The 19,692-nt window shown below is 41.9% G+C and carries 13 protein-coding genes; all 13 read left to right on the forward strand.

What is annotated here, in order from left to right:
- Positions 1-17: 17 nt before the first annotated feature.
- Complete coding sequence (locus tag BM156_RS08125; protein ID WP_093919326.1) at positions 18-2,882, forward strand: glycoside hydrolase family 38 N-terminal domain-containing protein; 2,865 nt, start codon at positions 18-20, stop codon at positions 2,880-2,882.
- Positions 2,883-2,899: 17 nt separating this feature from the next.
- Positions 2,900-4,219, forward strand: a complete 1,320-nt coding sequence (locus tag BM156_RS08130) for a sugar porter family MFS transporter (protein ID WP_093919327.1) — start codon at positions 2,900-2,902, stop codon at positions 4,217-4,219.
- 10 nt (positions 4,220-4,229) lie between these two features.
- Positions 4,230-6,944: a glycoside hydrolase family 38 N-terminal domain-containing protein gene (locus BM156_RS08135; protein WP_093919328.1), complete on the forward strand. Its 2,715-nt coding sequence runs from the start codon at positions 4,230-4,232 to the stop codon at positions 6,942-6,944.
- A gap of 30 nt (positions 6,945-6,974) precedes the next feature.
- The gene (locus BM156_RS08140; RefSeq protein WP_093919329.1) at positions 6,975-8,279 is read left to right on the forward strand and encodes an AGE family epimerase/isomerase; all 1,305 of its coding nucleotides are present in this window, start codon (positions 6,975-6,977) and stop codon (positions 8,277-8,279) included.
- Positions 8,272-9,669 carry a glycoside hydrolase family 76 protein gene (locus BM156_RS08145; protein WP_093919330.1) on the forward strand — a complete coding sequence of 466 codons (1,398 nt, stop codon included), beginning with the start codon at positions 8,272-8,274 and terminating at the stop codon, positions 9,667-9,669. The genes BM156_RS08140 and BM156_RS08145 overlap by 8 nt, the downstream gene beginning before the upstream one ends.
- A gap of 23 nt (positions 9,670-9,692) precedes the next feature.
- Positions 9,693-10,385: an RraA family protein gene (locus BM156_RS08150; protein ID WP_093919331.1), complete on the forward strand. Its 693-nt coding sequence runs from the start codon at positions 9,693-9,695 to the stop codon at positions 10,383-10,385.
- 22 nt (positions 10,386-10,407) lie between these two features.
- Positions 10,408-11,211: an SDR family NAD(P)-dependent oxidoreductase gene (locus BM156_RS08155; RefSeq protein ID WP_093919332.1), complete on the forward strand. Its 804-nt coding sequence runs from the start codon at positions 10,408-10,410 to the stop codon at positions 11,209-11,211.
- Positions 11,211-12,269 carry a lactonase family protein gene (locus BM156_RS08160; RefSeq protein WP_093919333.1) on the forward strand — a complete coding sequence of 353 codons (1,059 nt, stop codon included), beginning with the start codon at positions 11,211-11,213 and terminating at the stop codon, positions 12,267-12,269. The genes BM156_RS08155 and BM156_RS08160 overlap by 1 nt, the downstream gene beginning before the upstream one ends.
- Positions 12,270-12,360: 91 nt before the next feature.
- Positions 12,361-13,425 carry a mannonate dehydratase gene (locus BM156_RS08165; RefSeq protein WP_093919334.1) on the forward strand — a complete coding sequence of 355 codons (1,065 nt, stop codon included), beginning with the start codon at positions 12,361-12,363 and terminating at the stop codon, positions 13,423-13,425.
- Positions 13,426-14,119: 694 nt separating this feature from the next.
- Positions 14,120-14,509: a response regulator gene (locus BM156_RS08170; protein ID WP_093919335.1), complete on the forward strand. Its 390-nt coding sequence runs from the start codon at positions 14,120-14,122 to the stop codon at positions 14,507-14,509.
- 60 nt (positions 14,510-14,569) lie between these two features.
- On the forward strand, positions 14,570-16,117 hold the full coding sequence (locus tag BM156_RS08175) for a HEAT repeat domain-containing protein (protein ID WP_093919336.1): 1,548 nt from the start codon (positions 14,570-14,572) through the stop codon (positions 16,115-16,117).
- On the forward strand, positions 16,114-17,541 hold the full coding sequence (locus BM156_RS08180; protein ID WP_093919337.1) for a glycosyltransferase family 2 protein: 1,428 nt from the start codon (positions 16,114-16,116) through the stop codon (positions 17,539-17,541). The genes BM156_RS08175 and BM156_RS08180 overlap by 4 nt, the downstream gene beginning before the upstream one ends.
- A gap of 76 nt (positions 17,542-17,617) precedes the next feature.
- Positions 17,618-19,678 carry an LTA synthase family protein gene (locus BM156_RS08185; protein ID WP_093919338.1) on the forward strand — a complete coding sequence of 687 codons (2,061 nt, stop codon included), beginning with the start codon at positions 17,618-17,620 and terminating at the stop codon, positions 19,676-19,678.
- The last annotated feature ends 14 nt before the right edge of the window (positions 19,679-19,692 follow it).

Below are 19,692 nucleotides of genomic sequence, written 5' to 3' on the forward strand. Positions count from 1 at the left end.
TTCAAAACGTATAAAAAATGAAAACAATCTTTTTAAAGACATTTATGGTGTTGCTGGTTGCTGTTAATGCCAGTCCATTAATTGCCCAAAATAAGACTGTGGTATTTAACTATCATAAACCTTATCAAACCAAGTATGTAGATGGTGTTCTGCTGGCTAAAGCCAGCGTTGAATCAGCATCAGTCAAAGGATATGACCAGTTGATTTTTGATCGTGGTTATCGTACTGGTTTCACACAGCAGCATGATACAACCTGGCTTTGGTTGCCGGTAATTGGGCAGCCGGAAAAAATCCAGTTCACATCTGCATCGCAGAAAATGAGTCATCAACAACTATTTACTCCCTTAGTTTCCGATGATTGGGGGTATTTCAAAAATGGACGGATTCATGTTATTTGTTCTTCCCACCAGGATATTGCCTGGATGAATACGCCAGACTCGTGCCGGCATGAGCGCGTTCATGATATTGTGCTTCCTGCTCTTGACTTGATTGATGAACATCCCGAGTTTAAATTTGAGATGGAGCAGAGCCTTAATTTGATGGAAGCGATTGAAGATGCGCCCAATGAACGGCAACGAATTATCAAGTCTTATCAATCGGGTAATTTTGAGTGGGGTGCAACCTTTACGCAACCTTACGAGGGACTGGAGTCCGACGAGCAGTTGGTCAGACAAACTTACCTCGGGCGCAAGTGGATCAAGGACAATTTGCCGGGGATGGATGCTAAAGTAGCTTACAACATTGATGTTCCTGGCCGATCGCTTCAGGTACCACAAATACTAAGCAAAGCAGGCATTGATTATTTATTCGTTTCCAGAATGAAAGAGGGTTTTTACAACTGGCACAGTCCGGATGGATCAAAAATTTTGACCTACAGCCCGGGAAATTATGGATGGTCTTTGCTTATTTATAAATATTTGGAAGAAGATGCGATTACTGCACTTCAGAAGTTAAATCAGGTATTAAAGAACTGGAACGACTATTATCAGGAGCATCATTTGCCACCTCATTATGCTCTGGTTATTAGTACTGATGCCGGTGGTCCCAAGTATTATGAGGAGGTCATTCGAGAATGGAACGAGATTGCCAGCAAGTCAAAAGCGGGTATTCCACAAATACAACATTCAACGGCCGATGAGTTTCTGAATGAGATCAACACACCCGAAGCTCGTTTTGATTCGATCTCTGGAGAACGCCCAAACCTTTGGGTGTATATTCATGGTGCAGCACATTACGAGGCTATTAAAGCAAAGAAACAAGCTGCGGTAAATGTGCCAGCTGCAGAAACGTTTAGCACAATTAATAGTTTATTAGAGAATAGCTTTGAGGAATATCCTCAGAAAGAATTGTTTGAAGCCTGGTATAAATCAATTTATCCGGATCACGGATGGGGAGGTAAAAACGGAGCAATTACCGACAGCATTTTTCAGGCTTCGTTGGAGCAAGGCAATGAAATAGGTCAAAAGATTCTTCGGATGGCATTGGAAAATATATCGGACAAAGTGAGCTTGCCCAATAAGTATAACGTAATTGTTTACAATGATTTGTCGTGGCCCCGGAATGGGACTGCCAAAGTGGATATTTCCGGATTAAAAGGAGATAATTGGGTTTTGGTAGCTCCTGATGGAGAAAGAGTACCTGCTCAAATTGTAGAAAATCAGGAACTGGTATTTCAGGTTAAAAATGTTCCATCGATTGGCTATAAAACTTATCAGTTAAAAAAGGAGAGTCAAAAAGCTGGAAATTTTGAAGTTGCATCCAACTATTGTGAAAATAATTTCTACAAAATCACTTTTGGAAATGGCGGAATAACAAGCTTGTATGACAAGCAATTGGAGAAGGAAATGATCAATTCAACTCGTTTTGCTGCGGGTGACTTGCTTTACATGGGCTACGACGGACATGGTGCTGGCGAATTTGTCCAGGTGACTGAACCAAACCTGACAGATTTTGAAGAGCTTCATCAGAAAAATGCGCAGTGGGAGCAGGTTGTAAATGGTGATATTTTCTCCGTTTTTCAAGCTTCCTACCAAATGGCAGATTTCAAAGTTATTCAAAAGATAACCGTCTATCATCAGAAAAAACAGATTGATTTTGAGTACGACATTCCCGATTGGAATGGAAGACATAATCGGCAGATTCGGGCTGCTTTCCCGCTGAATATGAAAGAAGATGCGCAAGTTTCTTATGATGTTCCTATGGGGATGATTCATGTTGGGAAGGATGAAATGACTCAGCGTCCGAAAGGATGGGCTTGGGGAGGAACTTATTGGCAGAAGCCGGCAGAAATACGTCCGAGGGAGATTCAAAACTTTATGACCGCAAGCGATTCGCAAGCTGGGGTTACCATATCAACCAATGTTGTGACTGCCGATTGGGTTGATCCGACGCGGGAAAAAGCGGACTATACCATCTTGAATTTCGTGCTGCTATCAACGCATAAAAGTTGCCATGGGCTGGGGAACTGGTATCATCAAACAGGAGCGCATGAGTTTAAGTTTTCACTCAGCTCGCATGAACCAGGTTGGAAAAACGGCTATCATTTTGGGGTTGAAGAAAATCACCCTTTTCATGTTGTGCAGCGGGAGGGCAAGCAGCAAGGAGCACTCCCAATTGAAAAAGGCTTTGTGACAACTTCTGATGCCTTGACGAAAATTACAGCACTAAAAAAAGCTGAAAATGACGATAACGTTGTGCTTCGAATCCTTGAAGTGGAGCGGCAAAATAAGGAGGTTTCAGTGACTACCAATTGGAATGCTGAAGCCGTTTATCAGACCAACTTAATTGAAGAAGCACCAAACTTGGTACCTCACACAGCCAATGAATTTAAAGTTAAGTTGGAAGGAAGTGCGATTGAAACTTACAAGCTGGAACTAAAATAAAACTAAACGGAAAAAAGATGACACGGAAACTGATTATTACGACGCTCACCGCATCATTTGGAGGGTTGCTTTTTGGATTTGAAACGGCAGTTATAAATGGAGCTCTTCCATTTATAACCCAGTTTTTTAGCCTGACAGATGCCATGAAAGGAGCAACAGTAAGTGCTGCTCTTGTTGGGTGTATTGTGGGAGCTTTGGCTGTTGGAAGACCAGCAGACCGCTTTGGACGGCGAACGCTTCTTCGTGTATTGGCTTTATTGTTTTTAATCTCCGCTATTGGTACAGGCTTTGCCGCAAACATTCAGGCGTTTATTATTTTTCGTTTCATCGGAGGAATTGCAGTTGGTGGTGCTTCCGTTATTTCTCCCATGTATATTTCCGAGATTTCCCCAGCCGAATACCGGGGGCGGTTAACTGTTTCTTTTCAGTTGGCGGTGGTTGTAGGAATTTTATTTGCATTCTTCACGGACTATTTGCTGATCAATACCGGCGAAAACAACTGGCGTTACATGATGCTGTCTATGGGATTGCCAGCGATCGTTTTTTACGTGCTCCTCTTTTTCATCGATCGAAGTCCTCGTTGGCTAATAAAAGAAGGGAAACGAGAAGAAGCAATTGAAGTCTTTAAGCATTTAAACCCAGAAGCAGACAGCGAAAAATTGGTCGAGGAGATTCAAAAGACAATTGATAAAAAAGCTGTTCAAAAGTTTTCGGTGCTCTTCAAAAAGGACTACTCAAAACTGTTGATTATTGGGATTGCCGTTGGCATGTTTAACCAGTTTACGGGGATCAACATCATCATGTATTATGCAACCGATATCTTTCGGTCGGCAGGCTTCTCGACAGATTCGGCAATCGGGCAGACGGTGCTTATTGGTTTGGTAAATCTCATCTTTACAATTTTGGCGATGCGGCTTATTGATAAGATTGGAAGGCGAAAGCTTTTACTCACCGGAACATTGGGCATGGCTTTCTTTTTAGGCTTGTTTGCCTACGCTTACCTCTCTGATGCTTTTAGTTCCTGGATGTTACTTGTCTCGTTAATCTGTTTTATTGCCTTTTTTGCTTCATCGCAGGGGGCTGTCATTTGGGTGATTCTCTCTGAGATTTTCCCAAACAACATTCGGGCACGAGGAGCTTCTGCCGGATCATTTTCTCATTGGTTCTTTAACGGACTAACCACCTTCCTGTTTCCGGTTGTTATTGGCTTGTTCTCCGGATCGAAAGGTGTTGGTTATGTATTTATCTTTTACTCAATTATGACCTTTCTAAGCTTTTTCGTTTTCAAAAAATACTTGATGGAAATGAAAGGAAAGACGCTGGAAAGTATGAAATAAGAATAATGCTATGTTTAGAAATTCGTTTTTAATAAAAGTTAAGCTTTTGGTCGTGGCATTTTCCCTGTTTGGAATGAGTGGGAAAGCCCAAGAACACCAGGTTGTAAAAGTTACGAATGAGACCTTCAAGGTTTTGAAAGACGTTTCAAATTCTGCTCTTGCTGGCGGGGAAGTGCTTCTTTCGTTGACAACTCATCAGGATCTGGGGTGGATTGATGAAATTGAAAAATGTGTGGTCATGCGCGATACGCAGTGGATCACACCTTTCCTTCAACGTTTAAGTGAAGAAGCAGCCTTTGAGATGGACGTGGAGCAGGCTTCCATAATGCGTGAGTACATTACACGTCATCCGGATAAGAAAGAAGAAATAGTTCAGCGACTTAAAGAGGGGCGGATGCTCGTTGGGGCAACGCACAATCAGCCTTATGAGGAAATGTATTTTTCCGAATCACTTGCCCGACAGTTCTACCTGGGTAAGTTGTGGTTGAAAAATGAGTTTGAAGGCTACAATGCAACATCCTACTATAACTCGGACGTTCCAGGAAGGAGCTTGCAAATGCCACAATTGCTCGCTAAAGCAGGGGTGGAAAACATGTTTATCAGTCGGCATGGAAGAGGTGTGTTCGACTGGAAGAGCCCGGACGGATCAAGTGTCACGTCATACTCTCCCGGACATTACATCGATTTTTACAATGTCCTGGGAAAGGAAAACGACGAGGCGATTAAGGAGTTGGGTAAGCAAGCTTTGTACTGGACAACAGAGTACGACTACATTCCGGGAGAAAAGGCCGTTATGCCGGCCGTTCTAAACTTCGAATTTATTTGGGATCCGAAACCTGTTCATAACCTGGATCCATTTATGAAGTTGTGGAACAACCTGGCAACCATTGAGAATGAAGAAGGGGAACGTCTGGAGGTGAGCATTCCGAAGATTAAATTTTCGACACTCGATAAGTTTTTCGACCAGATGCGCCAGGGAACAAAAGAAATCCCTTCGATTATGGGAGAACGGCCCAACGTTTGGGTTTATATTCATGGGCCTTCTCATCATTGGGCGCTGGATCATAGTCGAAAAGCAGACGTGCTCCTTCCGGCTGCTGAAAAATTTGCAATGGCCGATGTTTTAGTATCGAAATCCTACGCCAACTATCCCGTTGATTTATTCGCTCAAGCTTGGGAATCTAAAATATATCCGGATCATGGCTGGGGCGGAAAAGGCGGGCAAAGCACCGATGATATTTTTCTGGCGCGCTTTGCCGATGCTCATGCCAAAGCTCAGTATCTGTTGGATAACTCCTTAAATTCATTGGCATCAAAAGTTGCAACCGATCAAGAAAAAGGAGTCCCAATTGTGGTTTTTAACAGCCTTAGCTGGGAGCGAACCAGCCCGGTTCAAATAAGCATGCAATTCGATGCAGAAACTGCTCGGTCCGTTCGGTTGTTCTCGAAAAGTGGAGCGGAAATTCCGGTGCAACTCAGCCAGGTTGTTCAATTTAAAGATGGCTATTTAAAGTCGGCAAAGCTTTGTTTTGTAGCTTCTAACGTGCCTTCTATCGGGTATGAAACCTATTATGCTCAATTTTCTGATGAGCCCCTAAAACAACCTGCATTGACGTTTAATCCCGCTTTTGAAAATGACTTTTTTGAAGCTCAGTTGGCAGATGGCGGTTTGTCCAGCTTATTGGATAAACAGCTCAATAAGGAGTTAGTTGACGATCAGTTTTTTAAAGCTGGAGAGGTGTTTACAACCAAGTCGGAAGGAAATGGTGCTGGTGAATTTTTTGAAGTACAGCAAGTCTCCATGGATGGTTTTGATAAAACCGGAAATTATCCGACAGCCTGGGAGCTTGTTGCTGATGGACCGGTATATACTTCATTTCGATACCGACAACCCATCCGAAATGCGGTGGCAGAGCTGCAGATAACCTTTTACAATAATGTGAAAAAGGTTGATTTTGATGTTGAACTGAAGAATTGGGATGGAACCATGTTCCGGGAATACCGGATGGCTCTTCCGCTAAAACTGGATGATGGTAAAGTGGCCTACGAAGTGCCTTTTGGTGTTGTTGAAGTGGGCAAAGATGAGATGACTGGCATTGCAGGAAATGGCTATGAAACACCGTGTAAAGAGCTGCATCCCCGTGGTATTGAAAACTGGATTAATGCATCAGGGACAGGGTTTGGCGTTACACTTTCTTCCAGCGTAGTAGGAATGGATTACGTTGACCCTACAGGAAAAAACTTGCCTGGAACGATTCTTCAACCAATTCTACTGGCTTCGCGCAGAAGTTGTCATGGCGAGGGAAATGATTACCATCAAACAGGAGATCATCGTTATTCATTCTCAATTACATCTCATCAACCCGGGTGGGAAAATGGATTTCGCTTTGGAAAAGAAAGCAACGAAGCACTGTTTGCCGTTGTAGCTCCCGAAAAATATCGACATGCCCCACTTCCCGAAAGAGGATCTTTTTTGAGTATTGATCAGGATAACATCGTAGTTACAGCCATGAAAAAGGCTGAGAATGAGGATGGCATGGTTGTTCGGTGTTATAATCTTGATGGTCAGCAAACAACAGCTAAACTAAAACTTTGGGAAGCTTTTGATACCGTTTATGAAACCAATCTGATTGAGGAGAATAAGGCAAAACTGAAGGGTAATCGCTCAGGTACGGTAAAACTGGACTTGGGTAAGTACGAAATAAAGACGATCAAGCTCAAGTAGGCTTATTTTCTGAAATTACTAAACGAAGGAATGATGATAGATCGATTGGAACTAATTAGTTACTTAGAAATTTTTGAGAAAGAGTTGCACGATGATATTCTGGCTTATTGGATGGCCTATGGCGTTGAAAAAAAAGGCCATGGTTTTTACGGGGCTGTTGATTTGGATAATAAGCCGGTTTTGTCAGCCAATAAAACGAGTGTATTGAATTCACGAATTTTGTGGACTTTCTCTGCGGCAGCGAAACAGTATCCAGAGAAAGCTTATGAGTCGCTGGCTCATCGTGCGTACCGAGTGATTCGTGAGGATTTTGCAGATAACGAGTTTGGTGGCTTTTTCATGGAGCTTTCGTCGTCAAATCAGGTCGAAAGCGATGTAAAGCATACCTATGCGCAGGCTTTTGTAATCTATTCACTCTGCAAGTACTACGAGTTTGCACCAAGTGAGGAATTGCTTAGCGAAATTCAAACGTTCTTCCTTTTGCTTGATGCGAAAACTAAAGATCCGGTAAATCCCGGTTACCTAGAGTCATTTACGAGGGGCTGGGAGCCAATAACCGAAAATCGGATGGCAGACAATAACGAGCCAAAGTCATTGAATACACACTTACATCTTTTAGAAGCTTATGCGGCGGTGTATAAGGTTTGGAAAAGTGAGCTGGTGAAGAGACGCTTAACTGAACTACTGGAGCTTTTTATTCATCGGATTATTCGACCTGATGGGCATTTGGGCGTGTTTTTTACAACGGAATTTGAAGAGACCGAAAGCTCGAAGGAAATATGCTCTTTCGGTCAAGAGATTGAAGGTTCCTGGATGATCTGGGAAGCTGCTGAGATTTTGGGGGATAAGGAAATACTCGCTTGCATCAAGCCTTTAATCCTAAAAATGGCCGATGCTGTTTTGCGAGTTGGTGTCGATAAAGATGGCGGCGTATTTCTGGAGTCAACTCGCTGGGGAAGTCATATCCGAACCAATAAGCACTGGTGGTTGCAGGCAGAAGCCTTGGTTGGTTTCATGAATTCATATCAATTAACAGGTGATTCAAGCTATTGGGAAACAGTGAAACTGACCTGGAGTTTTATCGATCAGTTTGTAATTGATCATGACCGCGGAGAGTGGTTTACGAAAGTGAGTCGACTTGGAGAAGCTTACGTGGTTGAGCCGAAAGATGATCCTTCTCCTTTCTATCGAAACGATTGGAAAATCGATCCCTGGAAGTGTCCGTATCATAATGGCAGGGCGATGCTTGAGTTAGTAAGTCGAATTTCGGAACTGCTGGAAAATTCAGCGGATGCAAATAGTTTGTTGAAAACAAAAAATGAACAGAATGGATAGACGTAAATTTTTAATGAATACAGGAAAAGGAGCAGCTCTGCTATCATGTGGTGGACTTTGGGTTTCATGCGATAAAACAACAAAAATCAGCTACGAAGATCAGCTGAAAAAACGGTCTTTTGAAGCTTTTAACCGTTTTGCTGAGGTTTGGAATTTCAATGACTTTTGGAAACGGGGAAATACCTTTGATGCATGTTTGACTTTTGTTGATGCTGCTCAGCAGCGCTGGCCTAGGGAGCCAAAAGTGAAAGAGATGCAGCATGTGGTAAAAAGCATGTTGGAAGAAAATCTGGATTTCTTTGCTCGCTTCGATCCGGGAACACTTTGGGCTGATGATTTTGGATGGTGGGGACTTATGGCTCTTAATGCCCGAAAGCATCTGTTAAAGCTGAATGAAACCGATTTGGCAAACAAATACCTGAAGCTGTCAACGGACCTTTGCTGGGAATATAAAAAGCAAACAGCCTATGATAATACCTCGGATGCAAAACCGGTCCCACATGGTTGCCGCAATGGCGATGCAGCTGGTGAAAGCCGTGGGGTAAAAAATACGGTGACCAATGTGTTGCTGTTTCTGCTGTCTACGCGAATTTACCGGTTATCGCTTGAAGAAAAACTGGAAGATAACGAGAAGTATCTGGATATGGCTTATCGGCAGTGGAAATGGTTTGAAGCATGGTTTGAATTGGATGAGTATGAGTACTTGAAATCAATCACTGCTGAAAGTGCTTTGGTGCAGGAAAGACCGATGGCCTTTTTTGAGGGCTCAGATTATCAGGAAAAGATTCATCCGCCATGGGCTGAAGGTTGGGTTTGGACAGGCGACCAAGGCATGCTTGTGATGGCTCTGGCCGACATGATTGCCATGAAAGATGAACTTGCAGCATGGTTGCAGAAGAACAAAATAGATGAAGGTTTTGATGTTCGGGCTTTTGAAAAGAAAGCAGAAACCATCATTCACCGAATTTGTAAAGGAATTGAAACGACTTTGATCGGAGCACAGGATGGAATTATTCGTGAAGCTCCTTGTCTTTCCAGCTTTGGACCAAATCATGGCAATGATTATGTTGCCGGGCGTGGCATTATGATGCGATATGTCAGCCGACAAGAGATTGGCCATTTGGGGAAAATTGATTTTACCAAAAACATCAAGGCTACGGTTGACGCCATATGGCAAACCCGCGATCAGGCAAACAATCAATTTCAACCTGAATTTACAAGCCGCGAGAATGATAAGCTTTACATCGAGCAGTTCCGAAAAAACTGGGGACTGGCGGACGAAGTGTATCAATGGGATTTAGCAAAAATGAAGGAGCAGAATAAGAGGGGCGTTTGTCAGGCGGTTGGTTTGGACATGCTAAGTGCGGCAATTCGGTCATTGGAAAGTTAAACACATTTTAAAAAGAGACGAAAATGGCAATTTGGAAAGACGATAGTGAATTATTTAGCATTGCGAAAAAGGAATTATTTGTCGCTTTGGTAGGCGATATTTTAGATAAGCTCAACTTCAAACATCAATTTCTTTCACCAGGAATTAAACCGTTACGAGACGACTTCGTGGTGATTGGAAGAGCAATGCCTGTGCTTGAAGCCGATGTTTTTGAGGAGATTGTTTCGGAAACTAAAAATCCAATGATGCAAAAGCCTTTTGGATTGATGTTCGAAGCATTGGATAGCTTGCAAGCAAATGAAGTTTATATCTGCACCGGTGCTTCGCCAAGGTATGCACTTTGGGGCGGACTGATGAGTACTCGTGCAATTAAACTTGGAGCAGCAGGAGCTGTTTTGCATGGTTATTCGAGAGATACCAACGAAATTCTTGATCTGAACTTTCCAACCTTCTCTTACGGCGGTTATGCACAAGATCAAGGTCCTCGGGGAAAGGTTGTTGACTACCGCGTACCAATCGAGTTGGAAGGAATAAAGGTTACGCCGGGCGATATTATTTATGGCGATCGGGATGGGGTACTCGTTGTCCCTCAGGAAGTTGCTGAGGAGGCTTTTTCGGGCGCGATTGAAAAAGCTCGTGGAGAGCAAGTGGTTAAGAAAGCACTACAGGAAGGCATGAGTACTGTTGAGGCGTTCCGCAAGTATGGCATTATGTAATAACCAGCTAAGAGCATGAAGTATGGAAAAAATTGATTTATCAGGCAAAAGAGTATTGGTTACTGGAGGCAGCCAAGGAATTGGAGCCGAGATATGCCGGGAACTGGCATCGTGTGGTGCCGATGTTTTGGTGAACTATTTCCGGAATAAGGAAAAAGCAGAAAAAGTTGTTGATGAAATAAAAGTAGCCTACTCGGTAAAGGCTTATCCTGTAAAAGCGGATGTGTCGGTTGCCTCTGAGGTTCAGGAAATGTTTAAGGTTCTGGATCAGCAGTTGGGAGGGATTGATATTTTGGTGAATAATGCAGGAAGTGAAAGTGTAATTCATGTCCTGGATATGCAAGAAGCAGAATGGGAGCGTGTCATGAATATCAATCTTAAAGGGCCATTTCTCTGTGCACAGGAAGCCGGGAAACGGATGGAAAAGAGTGGAGGAGGTGTCATTATTAATATTTCATCGATCCATGACAGTGTACCTCGTAAAGGCTTGACTCATTATTGCTCAGCAAAGGCTGGATTGAAGATGCTCTCCAAATGTCTTTCACTGGAGTTGGCTGAAAGCAACGTCCGAGTTGTTTCCATCGCTCCGGGTGCTATTGAGACTGAAATGAATCGGGAAGAGATTGCACGTTTTGGCGTCGACAAATTTGAAAAATGGATTCCCCAAGGCCGTATTGGAACTGTAGGTGATGTTGCCAAGTCTGTTGCTTTTCTTGCGAGCGATTATGCAAGTTATATCAATGGGGCTGATTTGTATGTTGACGGTGCTTATATGAATCATACGATTCAATATGATCCTCGTCCTCCAAGAACTACATCAAAGTGATGAACTTATACATTGGAAGTTATACGCAAGACGGTTCCCCTGCTCCAAATCCTGTTGGGCAGGGAATCGGCTGTTTCGGTTTTGATGCGGAAACTGGTGAGCTGAGTATCAACAACTACATCCCATTGCGGAATCCGAGTTATCTGACGCTTTCTGAGGATGGAAAATATTTATATGCAGTCGAGGAGCTTTTGCCCGCGTTGACGCCACATGTGTTTGCCTACAAGCTTGATAAGCAGGGAGAATTGTTTCCAATTAACTCGCAGCAGTTGGATGGAGGATATGCGTGCCACTTGGCGGTTGTAAAAGGTAGTCTAGTCGTTGCGAATTACATGTCCGGTGATTGCTTGGTATTTCCAATACAGAACGATGGCTCACTGGCGCCTTGTCAACAACAAATTCAACATCATGGGGCAAGTTTGAATCAGCAACGGCAAGAAGGTCCTCACATCCATATGGCTTATCCATTTGATGAGGATGGGCTCTTGCTAGTCGATCTGGGAATAGATCGGGTGAAAGCTTATCGGTTTAATTCGTCCGACAGTTTGTGGGAAGATAATCTGGAGTTGGATATAGTCCTTCCCGGAGGAACGGGGCCTAGGCATTTGGTGAGCGATCAGCAGGCAAATTACTTTTACTTGTTGAGTGAGCTGTCGGGAGAAATTTTTGTTTTCCGGAAAAGCAAAAGCAGCTTCGATTTGGTCCAGCAGGCCTCTGTTATCCCGGCTGATTACTCTGGGGAGTTTGGTGGGGCTGCCATTCGAATTCACCCCAATGGACGGTTTTTATATGCTTCCAATCGGGGGGCAGATGTTATTGCCGTATTTGAAATTATTGAAGGGGATAAAAATCGACTTTCCTTGGTTGCTTTCCAAGCGTGCGGAGGTCAAACCCCTCGCGATTTTAATATTGATCCTTCGGGAAATTGGCTGTTGGTGGCCAACCAGGATTCCAACAAACTGGTTGTTTTTAAAATTGATTTGGAAAAAGGGGGATTGACAAGAACTTCAGAAATTGAATGTGGAACACCAACGGCTATTTGCTGGTCACCCCATTGAAATATTGGAGTAAGCATGTTGGGAGGAGCACTTCGAGGCAACTCTGAAACAAGGATGATTGAACTGGGAAATAACTAAAAAAATTAAACAGATGAAACTAGGTTTTGGCTTGTATAAGCATATGCTCAATGAAACGCATTACAAATTTGCCAGACAATGCGGGGCGACACATATTGTTGTTCACATGGTTGATTATTTTGGGCATGAAAAAAACTCGAAAGAAAATACGAATCAGCCTGTTGGCGAAAAAGAAGGCTGGGGCAAGGCCGGTAATGCTTCTCAAATATGGTCTGTTGAGGAGTTATCCAAAATAAAACAAGAAATCAATAAGCATGACATGGAGCTCGAAGCCATTGAAAATTTTGATCCGGCACATTGGTACGACGTTTTATTGGATGGTCCTAAAAAACAAGAACAACTTGAAGGACTGAAACAACTTATTCGCAATGTTGGGGCAGCTGGTATTCCGGTGTTTGGATATAATTTTTCATTGGCTGGAGTTAGTTCTCGTGTGATGGGTGAGTTTGCCAGAGGGAACGCTGTTTCTGTTGCGATGGAACAAGAAGATGATACGCCAATTCCCAATGGAATGGTTTGGAACATGGTCTATGATCAGGATGCTCCTCCGGGAGTCATGCCGCCAGCAACTCCGGAACAACTATGGAGCCGGGTTCAGTTCTTTTTAGATGAATTACTTCCAGTAGCTGAAGAAGCAGGAGTTCGTCTTGCTGCCCATCCAGATGATCCGCCGCTGCCATTTTTAAGAAAAACACCCAGGCTCGTGCATCAACCAGAGCTTTACCAAAAGCTAATTGACCTTAACCCAAGTCCGGCCAATACGCTGGAATTCTGCTTGGGATCAGTTGCAGAAATGACAGGCGGAGATGTGTATGAGGCTACGGATAAGTACAGTAAGCAAGGGAGAATTTCTTATATCCATTTTCGTAATGTTGTCGGAAAAGTTCCGAACTACAAAGAAGTGTTTATTGATGAAGGTGATATCGACATGTTGAAAATTCTTCAGATATTGAAAGCGAACAATTTTAATGGGGTGTTGATTCCTGACCATACGCCACAAATGAGTTGTGATGCTCCTTGGCATTCAGGTATGGCCTATGCGATGGGCTTCATGAGTGCTGCTTTAAAAATGATATAGCCTGAGGGAAACTCAGTCAGCTTAGATTTTGGATGTGCATTATGCTCTCTTCTTTTGGTTTTTCTAAAATGGGGGAGAATAATGCACATTCTTTTTTTGTGTTTGTATTGAGCATTCGATTGACTATTATCTAGCATAATAGAGGACCAGAATGAGCAAAATCTGCTGCTCTCCTTTTTTCTATCAGCCTTCTTCCCCGCAATAGCTGCTAAACATTCTTTCATAATTTTTGTTTGTAATCGTGTTTAATGTATTTTCTTAAAGAAGCTTAGAGTGGACTAGTTCAAATCATTATTAAATGAGATTTGAATGTAAACTTTTCTTATTTATGTTTAATCGGAGGGTTTTGTAAGCCTGTGTTCAGGTGTAATTTTGTTCCGGAGTAAACAAAAAACTAAGTATTTTTAAGAAGCGTGGGAAACATGGATTCTAGTTCTATCTATGCAAGGTTAGGAATAATCCCGTATGCTTTGGGAGTGCGCTGTTGCTACCTGTTTGGGAGGAGATATTAAGCTCGTAGTAAAGTAGAAAGGGAGTTGTATGTCTTTATCTTATAATGCGTTATATTTTATTTTTATATTCTATACAACATCTATACAACAGCAAGAACGATGAGAGAATATGAATTTATTTTGGTATAATTGAACTATAAAAAAGGATATTAAAGATATTATAAATACGAGGACTGTTGGCTATGACTAAGGATAACCTGAATTTAAACGCGAAAAAGACGATTGTTATTGTTGAAGACAATGACATGCTGAGTAAGGTGCTGGAGTATCGAATAAAGAAAGACGGTTTTCAAGTCGAGGTGTTCGATAATGGTGAGGCAGCAATCGAATATTTAAGTTCTAATCCATTTGATCTGTTGATAACGGATCTGTATATGCCATTTATAAATGGAAGTGAACTGATCCAACATGTGCGTGATAAAATTTCTGCAGATGTACCAATAATGGCCATTTCATCCACTCATGAAGAAGATATTATTGCCAATATTTTTAATATTGGAGCGAATGATTTTATCGTAAAACCATTTCGAGCTGGGGAATTAAGCGTACGGATTAAACGTTTGGTAAAATAGCCGCGATTCAGGAGCAGAAGGGACAGAAAAAGGAGTGTGGACTAGCTAGAATTTAAAAAAATGAAAATGCTCAGCGGTGTTATTTTTGGAGGACGAATTAGGCTGATTTATTTGTTATTTCTATTTTTTGGACTAACTCAGCAGATTCAGGCCATCCCAAAATTTATGGACTCGGACTGTTCGACGAAGGAATGTATTTCCGAAGAGAGTGAATTGGGGGATGGGAGATCGATGGCTGCCATGAATGCAATGTCAGTCATCGATGGAACAGGAGAAGGCTTTCAGCATCATGGCGTGGTGAAAGCTGATGAGAGTAGTGTGACTTGTAATAGTATGGAGGGAGTTCTTCCTTCTGAAAGTAAAGCTTACGGTCACGTAGAGAACTTACCAATAGATTATTCAAGCCTTGATTACATGGGGATTGGCTTCGATGCTAATTTAGCAGGAGAAAAGCTATTTCAACTGAGTGAGCGTTTTGCCGTGTTTTTTCGGGAGCTGCCAGGCGAATTTCTTTCTTTTGTTGAGAAGATTTCTCTGGGGTATCGCTTACTTTTTTATCTGATACTTTTTGCCCTTTTCTTTTTAGCAAATATTGCTTTTGTTATTGTCGTAACAGTTATTTCAAACAGGATCTTCAATAAGAAGGAGCATTATTATGAGAGCAAGCGAAAAGAAATCATTGACATTGTTTCTCCCTATTTCTATGATGAACTGGACAAAGATGAGGAAGAGGAGATTCTGGAACAACTTAGCCAATACTCTTCGTTAAAGGATCGGCAGATCATTTTAAATGTACTTCTAGAAGGGAAGCGCAACTTTGTTGGCGAGAGTTCAAGTAAAATCAAAGATTTGTATCGTGTTTTGGAGCTGCATAAACTATCGTTACGAAAGGTTCGGTTTGGAAATTGGTATAAACGCTCCATGGGGTTGAGGGAGCTGGCTTTTCTGGGAACGGTTGATTTTAAAGATAAAATAAAGAAATACATCAATGATCGCCACCAACATGTGAGGGCAGAAGCTATTTTGTCATATATGTTGCTGGATGATAAAAATCCATTTGGGTTTTTATTAGAATTGAAATATGCATTTGTTCGTTGGGACTCATTCAGTATCTATTACACCATGTATTTTAATGGAATTGAGCCACCTCCAATGGTGGACATGCTAGATCATCCTGACCGGGAAGTCCGGCTATTCTTACTTCGAATGATCTCCATTTACAATCGGTTGGATGCTGTGAAAAAAGTTGCGAAATGTTTGTTGGACGATGATCCTGAGATTCGTCAGGAGGCCATTATCACACTTCGGTCTTTAGAGTACTTCCGGGTGAAGGAAATGATGAAGAAACGGTATGATGAAGAGTGTTATCCTGTACGTTTGGAGATTCTTCGGTCTATGAAACACTTTATCGAAGATCAGGATATTTCCTTTCTTGAAGAGCGAGTCCGTAAAGGGTCTTTTGCCGAAGTTTTTGAAGCAGTAACCTTGCTTTATCGATTCTCCGATTATGGAGAACAAAGGCTGTGGGTGCTCAATAAAGAGCTGGAAGGTAAAATTGAGGAGTTTATCAAACATGTCGCTGAACCTAGAAACAAATCCATAGCATGACAAAATTAATTCTGGTTATTCTTGAGTATATCTTTCTGACATATGCCATAATGATTGTGGTACACTATTTTATTATGGCAATTATCGCACTTTTCGAACTTCGAAAAGTCGTTAGAGAGAATGATCTGGCACAGTATAAATCCCTGATGGTTTATGATCGGGTGCCTTGGGTGTCTATTGTAGCACCGGCTTTTAACGAAGAGAAAACGATTGTTGAGAACATCAATGGCTTGTTACACCTTCGTTATCCGAATTACGAAATTATTGTAGTCAACGATGGAAGTAAAGATGAAACGCTTCAAACAGCAATTGATGCGTTCGAGCTCGTTAAAGTTGATTTTGCCAAAGAGCCTATTCTGGAGCACAAAGAAATCAGAGGTATTTACCGGTCTAATTTAGAAGCCTATTCAAACTTGATTATTATTGATAAAGAGAATGGGGGAAAATCAGATGCCTTGAATGCGGGAATAAGCATTGCAAAAGGACAATATTTTATGACCATTGATGTGGATACCATCATTGATCCTTACGTTATTCAATACCTGATAAAGCCATTTTTTGAACATTCTGATTCGAAGGTTATTGCAACCGGAGGAACGATTCGGGTGGCTAACTCCTGCGAATTCAGGAAAGGGCATTTGTTGAATGTAAATATTCCCAAGAATTTTCTGGCGCGTTTTCAGGTTTTGGAGTACAACCGAGCCTTTTTGTTGTCGCGACTAGCCTGGAAAAAGCTGAATGGAATGGTTTTGATATCGGGAGCATTGGGTATGTTCGACCGTGACCTTGTATTGCAGTGTGGTGGTTATAGCACGAAAACCGTGGGCGAAGACATGGAACTAATTCTTCGAATGCGACGCTATATGTATGACCGTAAGGAAAAGCATCAAGTTATTTTGGTTCCCCATCCAATGAGTTGGACCGAAGTGCCTGAGAATTGGCGGGTTTTTGGGCGTCAGCGTTCTCGGTGGACTCGCGGACTAATCGACTGTATGATTACCCACAGGAAAATGTGGTTTAACCCTCGCTACAAAATTGTAGGGATGTTCAGCATGCCAACGATGATTGTTTATGAGTGGTTTGCTCCGGTTATTCAAACCTTGGGAATTTTTTATTTCATCTACTTGGTTGCGATTAATCATGTGAGTTGGCCTTTCTTTTTAGTGTTGCTGTTTTTTGTCTATTTCTTTGGGATAGCATTCTCTACCTGGGCCTTATTGTGTGATCATTTTGCTTACCATAAATACAAGAAAACAAATCACATTTTTAGGTTATTGGTTATTGCTTGGATTGAAGCATTCACTTTTAACCTGATCAATAGTTTTTTCGCGCTGAAAGGAAACTTTGAGTACTTCGTGAAGCGAAACCGCAGTGGTTGGGGACACATGTCACGGACAGGTTTTGTGACCATAAAGAAACCTTAATTCTTCATTGGTAAAAAGTGAAAATGTTTTCTTCGTGATACGGAGGGATAATGTCAAAATTACATAAAACGAAAGAATGAAACTAAAAGGACGAAGACAGAATATATTTAAAAAGGCAATGAGCCTGTTTGGAGGATACGTCGTTGTCTTACTCGTTATCCTTTTTTTGCTACGGTTGTTTGAGTTTTTTAGTAGCAATGTATCTCAGCTGCTTGCTGCTGACGTGTCATGGAAGTATTATATGACAGCATTTTATTTTGATTTGATGTATTTGCTGTTTTTACTGCCTGTGCTATTCGTGTTTTTTTTTATGGCCTATTGGCAGTCAGAGCGTTTAGCTAAAATCGTGACCGTTACATTATTTAGTCTGATTGTAGTGGGACATGCGATGTTAATTCATTATTTCACTACTGCTTTAAATCCGTTAGGAGCCGATCTTTTTCAATACTCCATGACGGAAATAAGTCAAACTGTTGGCGCAGCTTTAACAGGGTCGGTTATTGTGACTTTATTGCTGGCTGTTGTGTTGGTTGTTTTGCTATTTATTTTTGTGCCTCAAAAATTAAAGTTACCGATCAAGTTAACTTATGGTGTGCTTGGGGCTGGACTGATCGTGTTTTTGTTTGTTGGAATTGCTCCAGCAAGCCCGAAACCGGACTTTGGCTCAGAGTACATAAATGAATCTTCTGCCAATAAATCGGCTTATTTTTATCAAGAGGCTTTCTATTATATTTCGGGCTGGGAGCAAACCGATAAGCTGCCGTTGTTTGCCGATTTCTTTTTAGGTTACGATGGCGTTTCAAGCAACAAAGTCAGGAATGAGTTTGTCTATGCTGATGAGCAAAATTTTCCTTTTTTACATGTAAACAGCAACGAAGATGCGTTGTCTGCTTTTATGAAGAAAGGGGAGGATCCCCCGGATATTGTTATGATTGTTGTTGAAGGACTGGGACGTGCTTTCAGTAATGAAGATGCTTACTTGGGAAGTTATACGCCTTTCCTTGATTCCTTGTCACACCATAGTTTGTACTGGGAAAACTGCTTGAGTACAAGTGGCCGGACTTTTTCGGTATTGCCATCGTTGTTGGCTTCTTTACCTTTTGGCGAGCATGGCTTTGCAGAACTGGGAGATGCTATGCCGGCGCACCAAAGCTTAATAAAACTGCTGAAATACAATGGTTACCATTCCCGGTTTATGTATGCTGGCGATTCCAATTTCGATAACATGAGGCTGTTTATGGAGCGTCAAGCTTGTGATGAAATCATTGACAAATCAGACTTTGGGAATGGATACGATTTGCTTCCCGGAAATGCCTCTGGTTTTTCGTGGGGCTATGGCGATTTCGAGTTGTACCGTCGTTTCTTTCAAGCTTTGGATCAACAAAAAGATACGACTCCAAGTGTTAATGTGTTGTTGACAGTGGCTACGCATAGTCCATTCTTGGTGAATAATCAGGCTAAATACAGGGAGCAATTTGAAGCCTTGTTGCCGGAATTAGAGCTCAATGGGCAGATGGAAAGCTTATGCCGAAACTACCAGCAACAGCTAGAGACAGTACTGTATATGGATGACGCGATGCGAAGCTTTTTCAATGATTATCGCAAGCGCGAATCTTTTGAAAATACGATTTTCATTATCACAGGTGACCACCGGATGCCAGATATTCCAATGTCAACCAGAATTGATCGTTATCATGTGCCATTAATCGTGTATTCTCCGATGATTGAACGCCCAACTAAATTCTCTTCGGTGGTCGCGCACTTTGATGTAACTCCAAGCCTAACAGAGTATCTGAAAAATGATTTCGATTTTGCAATGCCAGAGCTCAATTGTTGGTTAGGAGCAGGTTTAGATACAACAGTGACATTTGCTAGTCGTAGCACCTACCCGCTCATGCAAACAAAAACGACGATTAGCAATATGGTGTCGGAGAATTACTTCCTTGACTCAGAGCGCTTGTACTTGATAGGGCCAAATATGACACTGATTGAAGATAATAACCCGGAGATGTTTGACCGGTTAAACTTGAATTTGATGAAATTCAAAAATAAGAATAACCAATTTATACAAGAACAAAGACTATATCCTGATTCATTATTGACGATGTTTTCGATCAATGGTGAAACGATGAATTAGGAAGCAGAAAATAG

It is taken from the genome of Sunxiuqinia elliptica (assembly GCF_900113005.1).
In the GTDB taxonomy this organism is placed as follows: domain Bacteria; phylum Bacteroidota; class Bacteroidia; order Bacteroidales; family Prolixibacteraceae; genus Sunxiuqinia; species Sunxiuqinia elliptica.

What these genes read in the sequence shown, in the direction of transcription:
- BM156_RS08150 (WP_093919331.1), top strand. Translation starts at nt 9,693, where the DNA reads ATGGCAATTTGGAAAGACGATAGTGAATTATTTAGCATTGCGAAAAAG.
- BM156_RS08155 (WP_093919332.1), top strand. Translation starts at nt 10,408, where the DNA reads ATGGAAAAAATTGATTTATCAGGCAAAAGAGTATTGGTTACTGGAGGC.
- BM156_RS08185 (WP_093919338.1), top strand. Translation starts at nt 17,618, where the DNA reads ATGAAACTAAAAGGACGAAGACAGAATATATTTAAAAAGGCAATGAGC.
- BM156_RS08135 (WP_093919328.1), top strand. Translation starts at nt 4,230, where the DNA reads ATGTTTAGAAATTCGTTTTTAATAAAAGTTAAGCTTTTGGTCGTGGCA.
- BM156_RS08165 (WP_093919334.1), top strand. Translation starts at nt 12,361, where the DNA reads ATGAAACTAGGTTTTGGCTTGTATAAGCATATGCTCAATGAAACGCAT.
- BM156_RS08130 (WP_093919327.1), top strand. Translation starts at nt 2,900, where the DNA reads ATGACACGGAAACTGATTATTACGACGCTCACCGCATCATTTGGAGGG.
- BM156_RS08125 (WP_093919326.1), top strand. Translation starts at nt 18, where the DNA reads ATGAAAACAATCTTTTTAAAGACATTTATGGTGTTGCTGGTTGCTGTT.
- BM156_RS08170 (WP_093919335.1), top strand. Translation starts at nt 14,120, where the DNA reads ATGACTAAGGATAACCTGAATTTAAACGCGAAAAAGACGATTGTTATT.
- BM156_RS08175 (WP_093919336.1), top strand. Translation starts at nt 14,570, where the DNA reads ATGAAAATGCTCAGCGGTGTTATTTTTGGAGGACGAATTAGGCTGATT.
- BM156_RS08160 (WP_093919333.1), top strand. Translation starts at nt 11,211, where the DNA reads ATGAACTTATACATTGGAAGTTATACGCAAGACGGTTCCCCTGCTCCA.
- BM156_RS08140 (WP_093919329.1), top strand. Translation starts at nt 6,975, where the DNA reads ATGATGATAGATCGATTGGAACTAATTAGTTACTTAGAAATTTTTGAG.
- BM156_RS08145 (WP_093919330.1), top strand. Translation starts at nt 8,272, where the DNA reads ATGGATAGACGTAAATTTTTAATGAATACAGGAAAAGGAGCAGCTCTG.
- BM156_RS08180 (WP_093919337.1), top strand. Translation starts at nt 16,114, where the DNA reads ATGACAAAATTAATTCTGGTTATTCTTGAGTATATCTTTCTGACATAT.